Genomic DNA, 19,377 nt, shown 5'->3' on the forward strand with positions numbered 1-19,377 from the left:
TGGAGCGGTTCCAGCGCACCCGTGGCGTGTTGAAGCTCGTTTCGTCGATCGTGCACGAGCTGTGGGCATCGAACGACGCTTCGCCGCTGATCCTGCCGGGCAACGTGCCGCTGGATGCGACGACCGTGAACACGGACCTGACGCAGTACCTCGAAGATCAGTGGAAGCCGATCATCGACTCTGACATTGACGGCCCTGGATCGACCGCGCAGCAGATCGACCTCGACCGCCCGAATCTCGGCCAGCGGTTCATCACCCAGCGCATCGCACGCACGATCTTCATGGGCGCGGCCCCCAGGATCAAGAGCACCCGCAAAGGGCTCGACAAGCAGTACCTCTGGCTCGGCACCGCAGTTCCCGGTGACACGCTCGGTAACTTCGGCAGCGCCGTTGAACTACTTGCTCAACGCTCCACCTACTTCTACGAAGAACAGGGGCACTACTGGTTCGACACCCAGCCCTCGGTCACCAAGACCGCGAACGACTACGCCGAGCGGCTCCGCGAGGATGTCGAGACGGTCTGGAACGAGATCACTCGCCGCCTCCAAGGCGAAGAGCGCGTGCGCGGTGTGTTCGATCGGGTCCACATCGCGCCATCCTTGTCCGCCGACATCCCGGACCTTGAGGACACGCGCCTGGTGATCGCCCACCCTCGACACGCACGCCGCAAGCAGGACGGCGCCGACTCGGCTGCGCACGCCTGGGTTCGCGACGCTATCGAGAGCAAGGGCGCGAGCCAGCGCATCCACCGCAACACGCTGATCTTCCTGCTCGCCGACAAGAGCGAGCTGGAAAGCCTTGAAGCCGCCACCCGCAGCTACCTCGGCTGGAAACGCGTCCAGGGCACTAGCGACAGCCTCAACCTGTCCGCGCAGCAGCGCAAGCAGACCGACGACTGGGTATCCCGCCTCGACCAGACCGTCTCCGACCGCATACGCGACACCTTCGTGTGGGCGGTCTACCCCGAGCAGTTCGACCCGACCAAGCCGTTCGAACTGGTCGCCGACCGCGTGCCCGACTCCGGCGGGCGCTCGCTGGCCGAGCGTGTCAGCGCCAAGCTTGGGCGTGAGGACCAGCTCGTCACCGACTTCGGTGCGCCCATCCTCGGCTCAACGCTGCACAACGAACTCGGTGCGCTGTGGCGTGACGTCGGCGAGATTACGGTTGGCGAGTTGTGGGGCTATTTCACCCGATACATCTACATGCCGCGTCTCGTTCGACGCGAGGTGCTCGACAGTGCCATCGAGCAGTCGCTCTCAGCAGTGCTCGTCGACAACGAACGGTTCGCTATCGCATCAGGCAAGGACGCCGAGACCGGTCGCTACCGTAGCCTGCTCGTGGCACCGAACCCGAACTCACGGATTCAGGTCACCGACAGCACCCTGCTCATCGAAACCGAGCGCGCCCAGAAGCAGGCCGAGACTGACCGGATCGCAGCTATACGTGAGGCTGCGATGAACGCCTCCACAACTGACGGCGACTCCGCTCCCGTCGGGCCGGTTGACTTCGTGTGGACGGGCAGCTCGTGCGCCGAGGGCGATGAGCCGTCCGAGGCCGAGTCTGCACTGGAGGCAGTCCTTTCCCGGTTCTTCGGATCGGTGAAGATCGACTCCGACCGTTACGCCCGCGACATCGGCAACGTGACCCGCGAGGTGATCGACCGCCTTGCTGGGGCAGGCGCGCGGCTCGACATCACCATCGACATCCAGGCCACCAAGCCAGGGGGCTTCGACGAGTTCGAGGTCCGCACCATCAGCGAGAACGCCCGTGTCCTCAAGTTCGACCCCAGCTCCGGCTTCGAGAAGAGCTGAGGTTAGCGGTGGCGCGATTCGGAAACGATCAGACGAACATCGGTCGCCTCGATGTCCGCACGGTGGACGAAGGTGGTCGAGTTGAGGCCTTCTTCGTTCCAACCGAGCTACCACATGAAGAGTCGTCCGCACACCGGCGCTTGGCTGAAGGTGTGAAGCTCGTGGAGTTCAACTCCGAGACCGGCATCCTGAAGATTCACCCCATCAACACCCTCTCAAACCACAGCGGGTACCTTGGCCCGAAGTACGAGCAGGTGCAGACGCTTTCCCTGGAAACGTCGTTGCTGGATGAATATTTCGAGGGCTCCGACCTGGAGTCAATCCTTGAGACGCTACCGCCCGGATTCGTCAAGGACTTCGCCTACGGGCTCGGGTTGCTCAAGGACTGCAACCGGCTGATTCGGTTGATCGAGACCAACACTCCCTGCACAGAGATCATCTTCACTGATGGCAACAATGCCTCAATCAACGGGACAGGGTTCCACCTCGGCCTATCGCGGTTCGCCGCGATCTGGGCCGAGATCGGCCGGATCAATGACCGGGGAAATCGTGCGGCGGGTCGAGTGAAGGACGTATTCGTACACAACAACCTCGCTGCGACACTTGGTCTCGCCAGCGCGGACTTCTCGCTTGGGCGGCACCCGGACTCGCGCGTGATCGCGAAGGCCGCCGACGGGATTGAAGAACTCAGTAGCGTTGAACGTGATGCTTTGGTCGAAGCGGTTGCGTCCGAATCGGCAGCGATAGCAGCTGGATCACCCCAGAAGTTTCAGCAGCTCAAGCGAGACATCGAGCTCGTCAGCCTTGATCGCCTCATCGAGGCGTACGCAGAGGCACTGGAACAAGGCAAGGCCGAGCCCTACTGGCAAGCCTTCTTCGATGACAACGCCTTTGCGCTGCAACAGGTCTTCGGGGCCCCGATGGTAAGCGTGCGTTCTGGAGCGAACGTAGGCGGTCGGAGACTCTCTGGAAGCGGCGACAAGATCGCTGACTACCTGTTCAAGAACTCGCTCACGAACAACGTTGCTCTGGTGGAGATCAAGAAGCCGGCCACGCAGCTGCTGGAAGCTCGTGAGTACCGGCAGGGTGTATTCGGTCCATCGAAGGAGCTCAACGGCGCAGTCTCCCAGGTACTCGATCAGGCGTACAACCTGACGAAGAACCTCACCGGCCTGAAGGAAAGCTCGCGTCAATGGGACTTGGAGTCCTACGCGGTCTCCTGCTTCGTGGTTGCCGGACGGACACCATCGGCCAGCGACCCTGCAAGACAGAAGTCGTTCGAGTTGTATCGCGCGAACTCCCGCAGCGTGACGATCGTGACCTACGACGAGATTCTTGAACGACTGAGACTGCTTCGCGACTTCCTTACGCCGGCCTCGCCCACGGCCGAGGAGGTCTGATCGAGATGGCACGCCCACCTGCTTGGAGGCACACGCTTGACGAGGCCCGGCGACAGGCGCTCGTCGCGATCGACTTCTACAACCGTCCCGGTGATCGACGCAGCTTCAGTGACTTCATCGTCCACATCCACCTCGCGTGGCAGAACCTACTTCACGCTGACCGCATGCGCCGCAAGGCCGAGATTTTCTACCGCGAATCGGGCGGTCGGCGCATCTTCAAGCGAAACCCGGATGGCTCCAAGAAGACCTGGGACCTGAGCCAGTGCCTGAAGCACGAGTTCAAGGACAACGACCCGATCAGAGCAAACGTCGAGTTCTTTGTCGGACTGCGAAACCACGTCGAACACCGCTTCCAAGACTCAGTCCTGGTAGCAACAGCTGCAGAGGCGCACGCATGCATCATCAACTTCGAGGCAGAACTGATCCGGAGGTTCGGCATAAGCGAGACTCTGGGTTCAGAGCTGAAGTTCCCGGTCTTCGTGCAGTCCCTCAGCCCGTCGAGATACGAGGAACAACGCGATCTCCGTCGAGGTCTGCCAACTAGCGTCTCCACGTTCATCACTGAGTTCCAGGGCGGCTTACCAGATGACGTGCGAAGCGATGAGCGCTATGCCTACCGGCTCTTGTTGCTTCCGATGAAGGGGCCCAAGACGGAAGCAGACCTCGCTCTGAACTTCGTACGGCAAGATGAACTCAGCGAGGAGGAGCTTCAAGCTCTTCTCGGCCAGGAAGGCAGCGTCATCGTCGCGGAGAAGTACCGTGAGGCGATCCACGGCGATGAGATGCTGCCCAAGGCCGCCGCCGCCGCGGTAGAGGAGCGCATCGCCTTCAAGTTCAGCGTCAACAACTTCACGCGTATCCGCAAGGAGTGGCAGATCGGGCCAGCCAAGAGTGGCGACAAGGAACAGTTGCCAAAATCGGACGGCTACTGCCTCTACTCACCTGCCTTCAAGCAGTTCGTCTATCGGCCAAAGCTTGTGGAGCGGATGGCCGATGCGGTGGATACCGCAGAGAAGTACCAAGCTCTGCTGGGCCGTCCGCCTACCGTGAAACTGCCGGCGCAGACGTGAGGACTGCAACGGTGATTTCGTGTGTGGGGCTTTCGTCAGTCTTTCGTAGCCCGCGTCTTCGCCCACACCGTGCCCCGGTGAACTCCGAACCGGCGGGCCAGTGCGTTCACGCTCACGCCCTGCGCGCGGGCTGTTCGCATAGCGTCTACTTCGGTGTCGGTGAGGCGTGTTCGAGGTCGTTTCTTTGGTTCCGCCGACGCGTCGATCAGCGGGTCGTCGACCTCGCCCTTGGGCTCGGCATCCCTACCGACGCCTCGATCCCATGCGGAAACAAGCCTCTCGACACGTGGTCGCCTGTTCCCGTAGTGCTCCATTGCGTCCACCACATGAACCGTCGCCGCTGCCCCTCGTGCGGCTCTGTGTGCATAGGGCGCGCCGTCTACGGCTCGCTGGAGCAGCCGGGAGACGTGTTCTACGCCGGATGCGTGATTGGCCCAGAGGACCCGCGCCGTTACGGATGCCACGACTGCGGCGCGCTCTTCGACCGGCCTCTCTCCGGGCAGCCGGCATCCGCTGCGGCCGCACACGACAACGAGTCGGATGCCGCACACCCGGGTCACGTCTGAGCGAACGGGGTCAGGCGCCCGAGAGCCGCGCGACGACGGGAGCGAACCGTTCCGCGAATCCAGCGCCGAACACGAAGTAGCTGAAGCCGATCTCCTCGCGCCGTCGCAACAGCTCGTCGATGACGGCCGCGGGATCGTCAGGCAGGGAGAAGAGGGAGTCCATCGCCCTGAGCGCCTCCGGATCGATGCCAGGAGGCCCCATGAACGGTGCGGGCACGTCGCCGACCATGCCGACGTGCTGTGAGAGCTCCATGATCCTTCCCGAGGCATCGACGGAGGCGGCGAACTCTCGTACCGCGTGCGTGATCCGCGCGCGTTCATCCGAGGCGTTCAGGACGAAGGTGGCGGAGTCGGCGAGCTCGGCAGCGAGCGCCAGCGATCTCGGACCGCGGACGGCCATGATGACCGGGGTGTGGCGGTCAGGCTCCTCGATTTCCCGCAGCGCGGTCACGGTCTCGCGCACGCGGGCGAGCCGCTCGGCGCCTGGAACCTTCGGCAGTCCCTGCTCCGTCTCGATGCCGGTGCGGCCCAGTCCGATGCCTAGCTCGAATCGGCCCTCGGTGAGCGTGGTCAGCGAGTGCGCCTCCCAGGCCGTGCTCCACGGCTGCCGGAGTGCGGCGGCGTAGACCCAGCTGCCGACCCGGATATCGGCGATGGCGGCAGCGGTGGCGAGCGTCGGGCCGGGCGATGGCTGCATCCCCGGCACGTCGGGCATCAGCAGTGTCGAGTAACCGAGGTCGGCGATCCGCCGTACCCGGTCCCGCCAGGTCGGCAGGTCCGTCATGATCGGGGCCACGAGCCCGAACCGGAACGGCCGCGTCATCTCGCCCTCGCTCTCTCGACCGGAAGGGCCGATCGTCCACCGGAATCCCTGGCATCCCGCCGGGTCGCGGCGATCGCCGCACGGGGCACGCGTCGAGCCTACTCAGGCACCGGGCCTCAGGCATCCGACCTCACGCACTCGACGCCGTCCAGGCCGGTGGACGGAAACATCGAGGGGGCGCCGCCGCAGCGACGCCCCCTCGCGAGTTGCCGGTGATCAGGCGTTCTCGAGCACGTAGCCCTCTTCGCCGTGCACGATCGTGTCGACGCCGGCGATCTCGTCCTCCGTCTTGACCCGGAATCCCATGGTCTTCTGGATGACCCAGCCGATGGCGTACGCCAGCACGAACGAGTAGATCATCACGCTGAACGCGCCGATGGCCTGTGCTCCGAGCTGCTGGAAGCTGCCTCCGTAGAGCAGGCTCGAGTACGGCTTGCTCGCGTCGCCGTCGATGTGGGTGAGGCCGAAGAAGCCGATGTAGAGCGTTCCGATGAGGCCGCCGATGAGGTGGATGCCCACCACGTCGAGCGAGTCGTCGAACCCGAACTTGAACTTCAGGTCGATCGCGACGGCGCAGACGGCTCCCACGATGAGACCGAGCACGATCGCCCAGAACGGGGTGAGCGCGTTACAGGCGGGCGTGATGGCCACCAGGCCCGCCACCGCTCCGGATGCCGCGCCGATGGAGGTCGGCTTGCCGTCCTTGATCCGCTCGACCACGAGCCATCCGATGGTCGCCGCCGCCGGTGCCGCGAGCGTGTTGATCCACGCGATCGCTGCGACGCCGTCGACGGCCGCCTCCGAGCCGGCGTTGAATCCGAACCAGCCGAACCACAGGAGTGCGGCGCCCAGCAGCGTGAGCGGCACGTTGTGCGGCTTGCTCATGCCCTTCTGGAACCCGACTCGTTTTCCGAGCACGAGCGCGAGGGCGAGTCCGGCAGCTCCCGCGTTGATGTGCACCGCCGTGCCGCCCGCGAAGTCGTTGACGTGCAGGGTGTGTGCGATCCAGCCGTTGCCGAGGTTGAACACCCAGAACGCGACGGGGAAGTACACCAGTGTGACCCAGATGCCCGCGAACACCATCCACGATCCGAACCGCGCGCGGTCGGCGATCGCGCCGGAGATCAGCGCGACCGTGATGATGGCGAACGTGGCCTGGAAGCCCGCGAACGCGAGGCCGTTCATGTCAGGCGTGGCGCCGTCCTTGCCAAGCAGGCTCGACAGGCCCCAGTCCGGCGTTCCGAGCCAGCCGGGGATCAGCGGCTTTCCGAACGCGAGCCCGTAGCCGTACAGAACCCACAGCACCCCCACGATGGCGATCGCGCCGAAGCTCATCATCATCATGCTGATCACGCTCTTCGCCTTGACCATGCCGCCGTAGAAGAACGCCACGCCGGGTGTCATCAGCAGAACGAGTGCCGCAGCCACGAGCAGCCACAGCGAGTTCACGCTGCTCTGTGCGTCGTAGGCGGCCGCTGCATGCAAGAACATAGGGTCTCCCTCTCAACGAGTGCCGGTGTCGCCATCACCGCCGGCCTCGGGTGCCGGGTATCCAGGTGAGGTGCCGTCAGTCTGCTGCGGGGAGATTTCGTGAGGAAGGTTCGCGTGTTTCGCGGTGGTTACAGCGTTCCTTCCGATGTAAACAGCATGTTTCGAAAGCGCCAGGCGGCTGCCGTGCATCAGCAGCGAGGATGCCGCGACGCCGCGCTTCACGCGGGCGGCGGCAGCTCCCCCGACGTCAGCGCGATGAGCCGCGAGACGGCACGCAGATACTTCTTGCGGTAGCCGCCCTGCAGCATCTCGGCGTCGAAGACGTCGTTCAGCGGCACGCCGGTCGCCACGATCGGGATCTCGGCGTCGTAGACCCGGTCGACGAACGCCACGAAGCGCAGCGCCTCCATCTGGTCGTGCAGTTGCTCCACGTCGGTGAGCGCGATCACGTCGACGCCGGAGATCAGCTTGATGTACTTCGAAGGATGCACGGTCGCCAGATGGTCGACGACGTCGCGGAAGCGGTCGGCGGTGACGTGCTCACCGCGTGCCCTGATCGCCTCGACGACGCGTACCAGCGTCTCCTCGTCCACGGTCGCGGCATCGCCAGAGACGTCGCGCCTGCGGTAGTCGAGCCCGTCGATGCGCACGGTCTCGAAATGCGACGACAGCGACTGGATCTCCCGCAGGAAGTCGGAGGCCGCGAAGCGGCCCTCGCCGAGCGCTTGCGGGGGCGTGTTGGAGGTCGCCGCGACCCTGGTGCCGCTCTCGACGAGCGCACCCAGGAGCCGCGTCATCATCATGGTGTCGCCCGGATCGTCGAGCTCGAACTCGTCGATGCAGATGAGCTTCGAGCCGCGCAGGAGGTCGATGGTGGGCTGGAATCCGAGCGCTCCGACGAGCGCCGTGTACTCGATGAAGGTGCCGAAGTACTTCGGAGCCGGAGCGACGTGCCAGAGCGCGGCGAGCAGGTGGGTCTTGCCGACGCCGAACCCGCCGTCGAGATACACGCCCGGCTTGTGCTCGACCTGCTTCTTCCGGCCCCAGCCGAAGAACCCGCCGGGCTGCGGCGGCTCCCATGCGGCGGCGAACGACCGCAACGTCTGCACGGCGGATGCCTGAGACGGGAAGTCCCGATCCGGACGATACGAGTCGAACGTGGCAGTGTGGAACTGAGGCGGCGGGACCAGCTCGGCCGCGATCTCGCGACCTGTGATCGATGGCGTCACCTCGGTGAGGCGATCGGCTGTAGGAAGCGCGTGCGCGGTCATGTGTTCCTTTGTGTCGAAGTCTTACCGTGCCCCTGTGGTTGCCAGGCGGCCGTGCGTAAGTTCGCGTGAGGGACAGGCGTCAAGCCTAGCCCGGAGGTCACCCGCCCCGACCATCGAGCAGTACCCACTCCGAGGAGGAAACCATGACCGTGGGATTCGACGATTCCGCGAAGTTCGCCGAGTACGCACATCCCGAGAAGCTGGTGAGCACGCAGTGGCTCGCCGAACACCTGGGCGACGAAGGACTGGCGGTGGTGGAATCCGACGAAGACGTTCTGCTCTACGAGACCGGACACATCCCGACGGCCGTGAAGATCGACTGGCATACGGATCTGAACGATCCCGTTCTGCGCGACTTCGTCTCGGGTGAGCGCTTCGCGCAGCTCCTCGGCGACAAGGGCATCTCGCGAGACACGACCGTCGTCATCTACGGCGACAAGAACAACTGGTGGGCGGCGTACGCGCTGTGGGTGTTCACGCTGTTCGGCCACGAGGACGTGAGGCTGCTCGACGGCGGCCGCGACAAGTGGATCGCCGAAGGCCGCGAACTCACCACCGACGTTCCCCAGCCCGCCGCGGCCGAGTATCCCGTGGTCGAACGCGACGACTCGAAGGTGCGCGCCTTCAAGGAGGACGTCCTCGCGCACCTCGGACAAGGTCCGCTCATCGATGTGCGCTCGCCAGAGGAGTACAGCGGTGAGCGTACCGAGATCCCCGGCTACCCGACCGAGAGCGCGCTCCGTCCAGGGCACATCCCGTCGGCCGCTTCGGTTCCCTGGGCGCGTGCGGCCGCACCGGATGCCACGTTCAAGAACCGCGAGGAGCTCGAGGCCATCTACAAGGGCGAAGCGGGGCTGCAGGACGGCGACGAGGTGATCGCGTACTGCCGCATCGGCGAGCGTTCGAGCCACACCTGGTTCGTGCTGACGCACCTTCTCGGGTTCTCCGACGTGCGCAACTACGACGGGTCGTGGACGGAGTGGGGCAGCGCAGTGCGCGTTCCGATCGTCAAGGGCACCGAGCGCGGCGACGTCGCCGTCTAGGCATCATCCGGTTCGGGAGGCCGCGACGCCTCGCGTCGTGGCCTCCCGTGCTGTTCCGCGGCGCCCGCCGGCTCACGGCACGCATGAGAAACTGGAGGCCTGATGACCACCCCCACGCTTCCCGCCACCCTGCAGGAGATCAAGGAAGAGTTCCTCGCTCTCGAGCTGCGGGACCGCCTGCAGCTCCTGCTCGAGTTCTCCAACGAGCTGCCCGAGCTGCCTGAGCGGTACCGGGATCATCCCGATCTCTTCGAACGCGTGATCGAGTGCCAGTCGCCGGTGTTCATCTTCGTCGAGGTGGATGACGACCAGATCGTGCATCTCTACGCGACTGCGCCGCGCGAATCCCCCACCACGCGCGGGTTCGCCTCCATCCTGGCCCAGGGTCTCGCGGGGCTCACCGCCGATGAGGTGCTGGCGGTTCCTGACGACTATCCGCAGGAGCTTGGGCTCAGCGAAGCGGTCTCGCCGTTGCGGGTTCGCGGGATGACGGCGCTGCTGGGTCGCACGAAGCATCAGGTCATGCTGAAGCGCAAGGGCTGACGTCCGCGCACGCTCTGCCGACTTCAGGAGCGCCGCCAACTTCAGGAGCGCCGCCGACGTCAGGAGCGCGAGTCGAGCCGATCGAGCCAGCCTGCGATCGCTGCCGTCCATCGCTCGGGCTCGACGTTCCACAGCTTGGTGTGCTTCGCCTCCGAGAACGGCACGAACGTGACGAGATCCGGTCGCCGGTCGGCGAGCCGGTGCGACGCCCCGGCAGGCACGTAGCCGTCGTCGTCGCTGTGCATGAGTAGAACGGGAACGCTCAGCTCGTGAGCGCGCAGCGTGAAGTCGAGGCCTGCCAGACCGACAGCGGCGTCCTGTCCAACCAGCCCGGTCGCCCACGACGAGTCGAGAAGAATGAGCGCGCCCTGGGTCACGGGCCGGGGAAGCTTCAACAGCTCCGCCTGGTAGTCGAGCGTCTCCACCCAGTCGATGACAGGAGAATCGAGAACGATCCCGGCTATCCGATCGGCGTGGGGCGACCGCACGGATGCCTGCAGCACGATCGCGCCGCCCATCGACCACCCGAAGAGCACCACGTGGCGAGCGCCGTGGTCGATCGCATACGCGATCGCGGCGTCGACGTCGCGCCATTCGGTGGATCCGAGGCCGTATCGCCCGTCTTCGCTCCCGGCCGCGTCGCCGTCGTTGCGGTAGCTGACGGCGAGACTCGTGTAGCCCTTCTCGTGGAACACGGGGATGCCGCGCAGCGTCTCCTGACGCTGCGTTCCCCTACCGTGCACGTGGATCGCCCACCTGTCCGACGGCTCGGTTGCGGGGAACAGCCAGGCAGGGGCGGTGCCGTCGTCGACCGGAACCTCGACGCTCCGCACGGGCAGGCCCAGCTCACCTGGCGAGGTGAAGTACCAGCCGCTCAGCCGTCCGCGGGTCGCCGACGCCAGGTCTCCCCACACGACGGACTCCACGGCGCGGGTCACCGAGCCGTCCTCGGCGAGGCTGAGGATGTCGCCGATCCGCGCATACCCGCGGTCCTGTGAGAACCAGAGGCCGTAGCGACCGGGAACGCGAAGAGCGTCGCCCGTTCCCGCCAGGGTGACGGCCGACAGGTCGGGCGCGACGGAGCGGATGACGACATCCTGCCTCGTGCGCCTGCTCGGCGTGACCACCATCCTGGCGACCGTCATCGCCGTGGCGACGTAGCCGGCCGCTGCAGCGGCCCCCAGTCCCCCGACGACCGCGAGCGGAACCAGAACCTTGGCCAGTCGGCCCACGGCAACTCCCCTCGGCACGAAGGCGAGCCGGCGGTGCGGCGTGCCTTCGGTGAACTCCCGAGCCGAAACTCTAGTCTGCCAACGTGTCCCCTTCACCCGCGGCCCCCGGCGTCCCCGCGGAGTTCGCGGCGGCTGCGGACTCCGTTCGCCGATTCGACATGCGCCAGGAGCTGAGCGTCGCGGAGATTCCGGCGCCAACCGGGCTCGCTCCCCACGCCGTCGCCCTCTCTGCCGACATCGCCCCCGTGCGCAACGGCCGCGACTCCGATCTCGGCACAGGACGCTTCGTCCTGTTGCACGACCCCGCTGCCCCTGAGGAATGGGGCGGCACCTTCCGCGTGGTGTGCTTCGCGCAGGCGCCGCTGGAGACCGACATCGGGCTCGACCCGTTCCTGGCCGATGTGACCTGGTCGTGGCTGGTGGACGCGCTCGATCAGCGCGGGGCGGCGTACACGGCGGCATCCGGCACCGCGACGAAGATCATCTCGACCGGATTCGGCGAGCTCGCCAGGCAAGGCGACGGCGCGCAGATCGAGCTGCGCGCTTCGTGGACGCCCGCCGGGCCGGACATGCGCGCCCACGTGGAGGCGTGGGGCGATCTGCTCTGCATGCTCGCTGGGATCCCCCCTCTGCCAGACGGCGTGCGGCTGCTCAGTCAGCGAAGAGGGTCGCGTGGCTGAATACGACGTCGTCGACTCCCCCTCCGCATATCAGCAGGCCGTCGACGCGCTGCGATCGGGCACGGGCCCGATCGGGGTGGATGCTGAGCGGGCGTCGGGATTCCGCTACTCGCAGCGCGCCTACCTGATTCAGATGTTCCGCCGCGACGCCGGCGTCTTCCTCTTCGATCCTCCTGCGCTCGGCGATCTCAGCGCCCTTCAGGACGCCGTCGGCTCCGTGCCCTGGATCCTCCATGCCGCAAGCCAGGATCTCGCCTGCCTGCGCGAAGTGGGGCTGAACCCGTCCACGATCTTCGACACCGAACTCGGCGCCCGCCTGCTCGGATTCCCGCGCGTCGGACTGGCCACCATCGTCGAGGAGCTCCTCGGCGTCCATCTCGCCAAGGAGCATTCGGCAGCCGACTGGTCGACGCGGCCGCTGCCCGCGCCGTGGCTGACCTACGCGGCACTCGACGTCGAACTTCTGGTCGACCTCATGGAGGCCGAGCAGGTCCTCCTGGCCGACGCCGGCAAAGAGCAGATCGCCGCTCAGGAGTTCGCGTTCGCACTCGCACGCCAGCCCAAGCCGCCGCGCAGCGAGCCGTGGCGCAGGCTGTCGGGTGTGCACTCGATCCGCGGGCTGCGCAATCTCGCCGTGGCCAGGGAGCTGTGGACGGCCAGAGACGAGCTGGCGCGCACGAGGGACGTGGCACCGGGCCGGCTGCTTCCGGATGCGTCGATCACCGCGGTCGCGAAGGCGATGCCGGCGAGCAAACGAGATCTGGCCGCACTTCGCGAGTTCACCGGACGAGCGAGCCGCACCGAGATCGACCGCTGGTGGGATGCCGTCAGCCGCGGCCGCACGACGACCGACCTGCCGGTGCTCCGCGCCACAGGTGAGAGCATCCCGCCGCCCCGCGTCTGGGCCGACCGCAATCCGGAGGCGAACGAGCGGCTGAAGGCCGCCCGCGCCGCCGTGGGCGAGCTGGCCGACGAGCTGCGGATGCCGACCGAGAACCTGCTCGCTCCCGACACCCTGCGCCGGCTGGCCTGGTCCCCTCCGGAACACGTCGACGAGAGGTCGATCGCTGCGGCCATGACCGAGGCGGAGGCGCGTCCGTGGCAGGTCGAAGCGACAGCCGCGACCGTGGCCGGCGCCTTTGTGGAAGCGGCCCAATCCCCGATCACGCCGTCCGAACCGGCTTCGTAGGATCGCCCAATCGATTCTTCGCGCCCGGGCCGGGTTCCTAGGATCTTCGCGTAACACCTGAACTGGGAGGCGAAGTGGCCGAAAGAGCTGACGTTCTGTTCGTCGATGGGGTGCGCACCCCCTTCGGGAGAGCGGGTGACAAGGGCATCTACTGGAACACCCGAGCCGACGACCTGGCGGTGAAGTCGATCGTCGGGCTGCTCGAGCGCAACCCGGGACTGCCCAAGGACAGGGTGGACGACGTGGCCATCGCCGCGACCACGCAGCAGGGCGACCAGGGTCTCACGCTCGGCCGCTCGGCCGCCATCCTCGCCGGGCTGCCCTCGACGGTTCCCGGTTTCGCCATCGACAGGATGTGCGCCGGCGCCATGACCGCCGTCACCACGACGGGATCGGGCATCGCCTTCGGACAGTACGACGTCGTGCTCGCCGGCGGTGTCGAGCACATGGGGCATCACCCGATGGGTCAGGGGGTCGACCCGAACCCTCGATTCGTGGCCGAGAAGCTCGTCGACCCCGCCGCGCTCAACATGGGCAACACCGCAGAGCGTCTGCACGACCGGTTCCCCGGCCTGACCAAGGAGCGCTCCGATCGGTACGGCATGCGCAGCCAGCAGAAGGTCGCCGCGGCATACGCGTCTGGCGACATCCAGCCCGACCTCATCCCGGTCTCCTACCGCTCGGAGCAGGGCTGGGGGCTTGCGACGGAAGACCAGGGCATGCGCCCGGACACCACGATGGAAGGCCTCGCTGCGCTGAAGACGCCGTTCCGGCCCCACGGTCGCGTGACGGCGGGCAACGCCTCCCCGCTCACGGATGGCGCGACCGCAGCGCTCCTCACCTCGTCCCGGGCCGCAAAAGAGTTCGGCCTCACGCCGAAGATGCGGATGGTGTCCTTCGGTTTCGCCGGTGTCGAGCCGGAGGTGATGGGCATCGGCCCCATCCCCTCCACCGAGCGCGCGTTGAAGAACGCCGGGTTGTCGATCGACGACATCGGCTTGTTCGAGCTCAACGAGGCATTCGCCGTTCAGGTGCTGACCTTCCTCGACCACTTCGGCATCGACGACGACGACCCGCGCGTGAACCCGTGGGGCGGCGCCATCGCGATCGGGCACCCGCTCGCCGCCAGCGGTGTGCGGCTCATGATCCAGCTGGCCAGGCAGTTCGAGCAGCACCCCGAGGTGCGTTACGGGCTCACCGCCATGTGCGTCGGTCTCGGTCAGGGCGGCTCGGTCGTCTGGGAGAACCCCCACCACTCGAAGTACGGAAAGTGAGCATCGGCGTGACCGACTATTCGAAGATCGACTTCTCCGACCTGCTGGCGTTCGCCGACGACGAGGTCGTCACGCACAACTTCGTGCGCGACGTGCGCCTGCGCTCGGGCAAGGTGCTCGCCCTCGTCACGCTCGACAACGGGCGCGACCACACGCGACCGAACACGTTCGGGCCGGCCGGGCTCCTCGAGCTCGGAGCCACGTTCGACAACCTCACACAACGCGCGGCACGCGGCGAGATCCACGCGGTCGCCACGACGGGCAAGCCGTTCATCCTCGCGGCGGGCGCCGACCTGTCGAAGGTCGCCGACGTGCCCAGCCGCGACATCGCGAAGAAGCTGGCCCAGCTCGGCCATTTCGTGCTCAGCAAGCAGGCGACATTCGGTGTCCCGAGCTTCGTCTTCATCAACGGTCTCGCGCTCGGCGGCGGCCTCGAGCTGCCGCTCAACGCCGATTACCGCACCATCGACGCGTCCGCCGCTGCCATCGGGCTGCCCGAGGTGTTCCTCGGTCTCGTGCCCGGCTGGGGCGGCACCTTCCTGCTGCCGAACCTCATCGGCATCGAGAACGCGCTGAAGGTGGTGATCGAGAACCCCCTCAGACAGAACCGCATGCTGAAGGCGCAGGATGCCTACCAGCTCGGGATCGCCGACCGCATCTTCACACCGGTGAACTTCCTCGAGGACTCGATCCGGTTCGTCGACGGAGTGCTGTCGGGAACCGAGAAGATCGAGCGCAAGAACAGCCCTGGCCGGCTGGAGCGGATGGCGAAGTGGGACATCGCGATCAAAATCGCCCGCGACTCCGTGTCATCCAAGCTGGGAACCGTGCCGCTCTCGCCGTTCAAGGCGCTCGATCTGCTCAAGGCGGCCAAGAGCGGCGACAAGGAGGCCTGCTTCGCGCTGGAGGACGACGCGCTGGCCGACCTGATCGCCGGCGACCAGTTGCAGGCATCCATCTACGCCTTCAACCTGGTGCAGAAGCGCGCCAAGCATCCGGCAGGCGCCCCGGACAAGGCGCTGGCGAAGAAGGTCACGAAGGTCGGCGTGCTGGGCGCCGGTTACATGGCGAACCAGTTCGCGCTGCTCTTCCTTCGCCGGCTGCAGGTGCCCGTCGTCATCACCGACATCGACCAGGAGCGCGTCGACAAGGGCGTCTCCTCCATCGTGGACGAGATCGGCAAACTGCTCGCCAAGGGGCGCATCGACTCCGACGAGGCGAACCGGCTGCGCGCGCTCATCCACGGCACGACGGACAAGAACGAGTTCGCCGACTGCGACTGGGTCATCGAGGCGGTGTTCGAAGAGCTCTCGGTCAAGCAGGATGTCTTCGCTGAGATCGAGCAGATCGTCTCCCCCGACGCCGTGCTGGCGACCAACACGTCCAGCCTCTCCGTCGACCGGATCGGAGCCAAGCTGGCGCACCCGGAGCGCCTCGTCGGGTTCCACTTCTTCACGCCCGTCGCGGTGATGCCGCTGATCGAGGTCGTCAAGGCCCCGAAGACCGACGATGCCACGCTGTCCACGGCGATGGTCACTGCGGCGAAGCTGAGGAAGAACGCCGTCATCACGGCGGACACACCCGGATTCGTCGTGAACCGGGTTCTGGCCAAGCTGCTCGGCGAGGCGATGTATGCCGTCGACAACGGCACGCCGTTCGAGACCGTCGACAAGGCGATCGCGCCGCTCGGCCTGCCGATGGCACCGTCGGTGCTCCTCGACCTCGTCGGCCTCAAGGTGGGTGCTCACGTGCTCGACACGCACCACGCCGCATTCCCCGACCGGTTCTACCGCAGCGAGAACCTGCACAGGCTGGCGGACTACGGAAAGCTGCTCGAGAAGGACTCCAAGGGGAACGTGAAGGGCGTCGACAAGGGCGCGCTCAAGGTCATCACGGTCGGAAAGAGCCCGCTCACCGAGGAGCAGATCCTCACCAGGCTCCAGGACGGCCTGGCCGACGAGATCCACCGGATGCTCGCCGACGACCACGTCGTGACCGCGCCGGACGACATCGACCTGTGCATGATCCTCGGCGCCGGGTTCCCGTTCCAGATGGGCGGGATCACGCCCTACCTGGATCGTGTCGGCGCGAGCGACAGGGTGTTCGGCGACACGTTCCACCACCCGGTCATCGAGGGCGTCGGCGCCTAGTCGCACCACCCGTCGTGCGGGTCTCCGGCCGGTGTCGGAGGCCCGCATTACGGTGCTCGGATGACTCGATTCCGCTACTACGTCGCCTCCAGTCTCGACGGCTTCATCGCCGACCGCCAGAACGCGATCGACTGGCTGACCGCGTTCGGGTTCGAGGAGTTCACCGCCGACTACGAGCGCTTCATCGGCGACGTGGGCGCCATCGTGATGGGCGCTTCCACATACGAGTTCATCCTCGGCGAAGGCGTCGACGCGTACTCGTACGACGTGCCTGCCTGGGTGCTCACCCACCGGGAACTTCCCGCGGTGCCGGGAAAGGACATCCGCTTCCATGCCGGGAATGTGGACGACCTGGTCGACGAGCTCGTCGCGACCGCCGGATCCCGCGACATCTGGCTCGTCGGCGGCGGTGACGTCGTCGCGCAGTTCACCCGCCTCGGCAGGCTCGATGAGCTCATCGTGACGGTGATGCCGGTCGTTCTCGGCGGCGGCGCACCCCTTCTTCCCGCCGAGACGAAGCTCGACCTGCGGCTGACCGAGCACAGCGTCTTCCCGAGCGGTGCGGTGGGCCTCCGGTACGACGTCGTGCGTTGACCGTTCCGCGCCGACCGCTACAGGCTGACCGCTCCGGGCCGACCGCGCCGGGCTGACTGCCACGGGCGACGGCCACGGACAATGGCTGCAGACGACGGCCACGGGCGATGGTCGTGCCGGACCGGGCTCAGTCCTCCGCGCGGGCCACGATCGGCTGGGCGCCGGTGTCGCCGCTGACGCCTCGCGCATACGGCAGCTTCGAACCGAGCACCATGCCCATGACGTCGTGCGCGATGTGCTGAGGCGTCATGCCGGCCCGTTCCAGGATGTCGGCGCGCGCGCCGTGCTCGAGGAACTCGTCGGGCAGCCCGACCTCCGTGACCGCGGTGTCCACTCCGGCCTCGCGAAGGTCCTGGCGGATGCGGGTTCCGATGCCCCCGACTCGGATGCCGTCCTCCACGCACACCACGAGCCGATGCTGCGCCGAGAACTCGATCACGCTGGCCGGAACAGGCACCACCCAGCGAGGGTCGATGACCGAGCAGCCGATGCCCTGTGCGGCGAGCCGCTCGGCGACGGCAAGACCGGTCGAGGCCATGGCTCCGACCGCGACGATGAGCACATCGCGGCCCTCGTCATCGCGCAGCACGTCGACGCCGTCCGGCGTGCGCCGCACCGCATCGATGGGCGCGGGCACCGACCCCTTCGGGTATCGCACGACGGTCGGTCCGTCCTGCACGGCGACGGCCTCCCCCAGCTCTTCGCGCAGTCGTTCGCCGTCGCGGGGCGCCGCGATCCTGATCCCTGGCACGACCTGCAGCGTGGCCAGATCCCAGATGCCGTGATGGCTCGGGCCATCAGGTCCGGTCACTCCTGCGCTGCTCAGCACGAACGTGACGCCTGCCTTGTGCAGTCCGACATCCATGAGTACCTGGTCGAATGCCCGGTTCATGAACGTGGCATAGAGCGCGACGACCGGATGCAGACCACCGAATGCCATGCCCGCTGCGCTCGTCGCGGCGTGCTGCTCGGCGATGCCGACGTCGATGACGCGGCCGGGGAAACGTTCGGCGAAGTGGTGCAGACCCACAGGCCGGAGCATGGCTGCCGTGATGCCGACGAGGCGCGGATCCCTCTCGCCCAGCCGCACGATCTCGTCGGCGAAGACGGCGGGCCAGGAGACGCCGTTGCTCTGCTCGATCGGCTCGCCCGTCTCCGGATCGATCGGCGCGACGCTGTGGAACTGGTCGGCGACGTCGCGCAGCGCGGGCTCGTATCCGCGGCCCTTCTCGGTGATGGCGTGCACGATGACCGGGGCGTCGTACTCCTTGGCCTGTTCGAGCGCCTCGCGGAGGGCGTCGATGTCGTGACCCTGTACGGGACCGATGTATTTGATGTCCAGGTTGGAGTACAGCGCCTCGTTGTTGATGAACCGGGACAGGAACCCATGCACGCCGCCACGGACGCCGCGGTAGACCGCTCGCCCCGGTGCACCCAGCTTGTCGAATGCCGCTCGGCTCGTGAGATAGAGGCTCTTGTATCCGCGTCGCGTGCGCACCGAGTTGAGGAAGCGCGCCATGCCGCCGATGGTCGGAGCGTACGAACGGCCGTTGTCGTTCACGACGATGATGAGGCGCCGGTCGTTGTCGTCGCTGATGTTGTTCAGCGCCTCCCACGTCATGCCGCCGGTGAGGGCGCCGTCGCCGACGACCGCGATCACGTACCTGTCCCGCTGGCCCGTCATGGTGAAGGCGCGTGAGATGCCGTCGGCCCACGACAGCGAGCTGGAGGCGTGAGAAGACTCGACGATATCGTGCTCCGACTCCGCGCGCTGCGGATAGCCGGCGAGGCCTCCGGTCTGGCGAAGGGTGGAGAAGTCCTGCCTGCCCGTGAGCAGCTTGTGCACGTACGCCTGGTGGCCGGTGTCGAACACGATGGCATCCCTGGGCGAATCGAACACCCTGTGCAGCGCGATCGTGAGCTCGACGACGCCCAAGTTCGGGCCGAGGTGGCCGCCCGTCTTCGCCACGTTGGCCACCAGGAACTCGCGCACCTCGGCAGCCAGTTGTTCCAGCTGGTCCTTCGAGAGAGCGTCGAGGTCGCGCGGACTCCGGATCGTCTCGAGAAGGGTCATGCCGCCGCCTTTCGTTCCTGCGCCACGAGTCTACGCAACCCGCCCTCCCATCAGACCGATCCGGCCCGACCCTTGACGGGTCGCTCAGAAGACGCCTCACGGGGCCGGGAACAGCAGGTTCCGGCCCCGTGATGGAGACGACGCAGGGAGACCGGTCCGCCCCGCT

The 19,377-nt window shown here is 66.7% G+C and carries 16 protein-coding genes; 11 read left to right on the forward strand and 5 right to left on the reverse strand.

Features of this window, described 5'->3' with window-relative positions; genetic code table 11:
- The 4 genes from VHB92_RS04685 to VHB92_RS04700 form a co-directional block, all read left to right on the forward strand.
- Window positions 1–1,811 (forward strand): DUF499 domain-containing protein (locus VHB92_RS04685; protein WP_325451898.1); only part of this gene is annotated, 1,811 nt, incomplete at its 5' end.
- 8 nt (window positions 1,812–1,819) lie between these two features.
- Window positions 1,820–3,211, forward strand: a complete 1,392-nt coding sequence (locus VHB92_RS04690) for a Shedu immune nuclease family protein (RefSeq protein ID WP_325451900.1) — start codon at window positions 1,820–1,822, stop codon at window positions 3,209–3,211.
- 5 nt (window positions 3,212–3,216) lie between these two features.
- Window positions 3,217–4,281, forward strand: a complete 1,065-nt coding sequence (locus tag VHB92_RS04695) for a DUF3644 domain-containing protein (protein WP_325451902.1) — start codon at window positions 3,217–3,219, stop codon at window positions 4,279–4,281.
- 326 nt (window positions 4,282–4,607) lie between these two features.
- On the forward strand, window positions 4,608–4,847 hold the full coding sequence (locus VHB92_RS04700; protein ID WP_325451904.1) for a hypothetical protein: 240 nt from the start codon (window positions 4,608–4,610) through the stop codon (window positions 4,845–4,847).
- Between the two features lie 10 nt (window positions 4,848–4,857).
- Here the strand turns inward: VHB92_RS04700 and VHB92_RS04705 are convergent, their stop codons facing one another.
- The 3 genes from VHB92_RS04705 to zapE form a co-directional block, all read right to left on the reverse strand.
- Window positions 4,858–5,670 (reverse strand): LLM class flavin-dependent oxidoreductase, encoded by an 813-nt coding sequence (locus VHB92_RS04705; RefSeq protein WP_325451906.1) that lies wholly within the window; start codon window positions 5,668–5,670, stop codon window positions 4,858–4,860.
- 216 nt (window positions 5,671–5,886) lie between these two features.
- Complete coding sequence (locus VHB92_RS04710; RefSeq protein WP_325451908.1) at window positions 5,887–7,161, reverse strand: ammonium transporter; 1,275 nt, start codon at window positions 7,159–7,161, stop codon at window positions 5,887–5,889.
- Between the two features lie 218 nt (window positions 7,162–7,379).
- On the reverse strand, window positions 7,380–8,432 hold the full coding sequence (zapE, locus tag VHB92_RS04715) for a cell division protein ZapE (RefSeq protein WP_325451910.1): 1,053 nt from the start codon (window positions 8,430–8,432) through the stop codon (window positions 7,380–7,382).
- A 143-nt stretch (window positions 8,433–8,575) separates the two neighbouring features.
- Here zapE and VHB92_RS04720 point away from each other — a divergent pair, with 143 nt between their 5' ends.
- Window positions 8,576–9,475: a sulfurtransferase gene (locus VHB92_RS04720; protein ID WP_325451912.1), complete on the forward strand. Its 900-nt coding sequence runs from the start codon at window positions 8,576–8,578 to the stop codon at window positions 9,473–9,475.
- A gap of 102 nt (window positions 9,476–9,577) precedes the next feature.
- The gene (locus VHB92_RS04725) at window positions 9,578–10,018 is read left to right on the forward strand and encodes a SufE family protein (RefSeq protein ID WP_325451914.1); all 441 of its coding nucleotides are present in this window, start codon (window positions 9,578–9,580) and stop codon (window positions 10,016–10,018) included.
- Window positions 10,019–10,077: 59 nt separating this feature from the next.
- On the opposite strand, the gene VHB92_RS04730 is transcribed toward VHB92_RS04725, so the two are convergent.
- Complete coding sequence (locus tag VHB92_RS04730; RefSeq protein ID WP_325451915.1) at window positions 10,078–11,250, reverse strand: alpha/beta hydrolase family protein; 1,173 nt, start codon at window positions 11,248–11,250, stop codon at window positions 10,078–10,080.
- 83 nt (window positions 11,251–11,333) lie between these two features.
- On the opposite strand from VHB92_RS04730, the gene VHB92_RS04735 reads away from it, so the two are divergent.
- The 5 genes from VHB92_RS04735 to VHB92_RS04755 all read left to right on the forward strand — a co-directional run bounded on the left by VHB92_RS04735 (window position 11,334) and on the right by VHB92_RS04755 (window position 17,137).
- Window positions 11,334–11,930: a DUF3000 domain-containing protein gene (locus tag VHB92_RS04735; RefSeq protein ID WP_325451916.1), complete on the forward strand. Its 597-nt coding sequence runs from the start codon at window positions 11,334–11,336 to the stop codon at window positions 11,928–11,930.
- Entirely contained in the window at window positions 11,923–13,119 is a 1,197-nt protein-coding gene (locus VHB92_RS04740; protein ID WP_325451918.1) for an HRDC domain-containing protein, read from the forward strand. Before VHB92_RS04735 ends, VHB92_RS04740 begins: the two co-directional genes overlap by 8 nt.
- Window positions 13,120–13,193: 74 nt before the next feature.
- Window positions 13,194–14,393: an acetyl-CoA C-acyltransferase gene (locus VHB92_RS04745; protein WP_325451920.1), complete on the forward strand. Its 1,200-nt coding sequence runs from the start codon at window positions 13,194–13,196 to the stop codon at window positions 14,391–14,393.
- Between the two features lie 8 nt (window positions 14,394–14,401).
- A complete protein-coding gene (locus VHB92_RS04750) occupies window positions 14,402–16,543 on the forward strand; it encodes a 3-hydroxyacyl-CoA dehydrogenase NAD-binding domain-containing protein (RefSeq protein WP_325451922.1) in 2,142 nt (713 codons plus the stop codon).
- A 60-nt stretch (window positions 16,544–16,603) separates the two neighbouring features.
- Window positions 16,604–17,137, forward strand: coding sequence for a dihydrofolate reductase family protein (locus VHB92_RS04755; RefSeq protein ID WP_325451923.1), 534 nt, complete (start codon window positions 16,604–16,606; stop codon window positions 17,135–17,137).
- A gap of 127 nt (window positions 17,138–17,264) precedes the next feature.
- On the opposite strand, the gene dxs is transcribed toward VHB92_RS04755, so the two are convergent.
- On the reverse strand, window positions 17,265–19,211 hold the full coding sequence (gene dxs / locus VHB92_RS04760; protein WP_325451925.1) for a 1-deoxy-D-xylulose-5-phosphate synthase: 1,947 nt from the start codon (window positions 19,209–19,211) through the stop codon (window positions 17,265–17,267).
- Window positions 19,212–19,377 lie beyond the last annotated feature (166 nt).

Source organism: Humibacter sp. (genome assembly GCF_035547335.1).
Taxonomy (GTDB): domain Bacteria; phylum Actinomycetota; class Actinomycetes; order Actinomycetales; family Microbacteriaceae; genus Humibacter.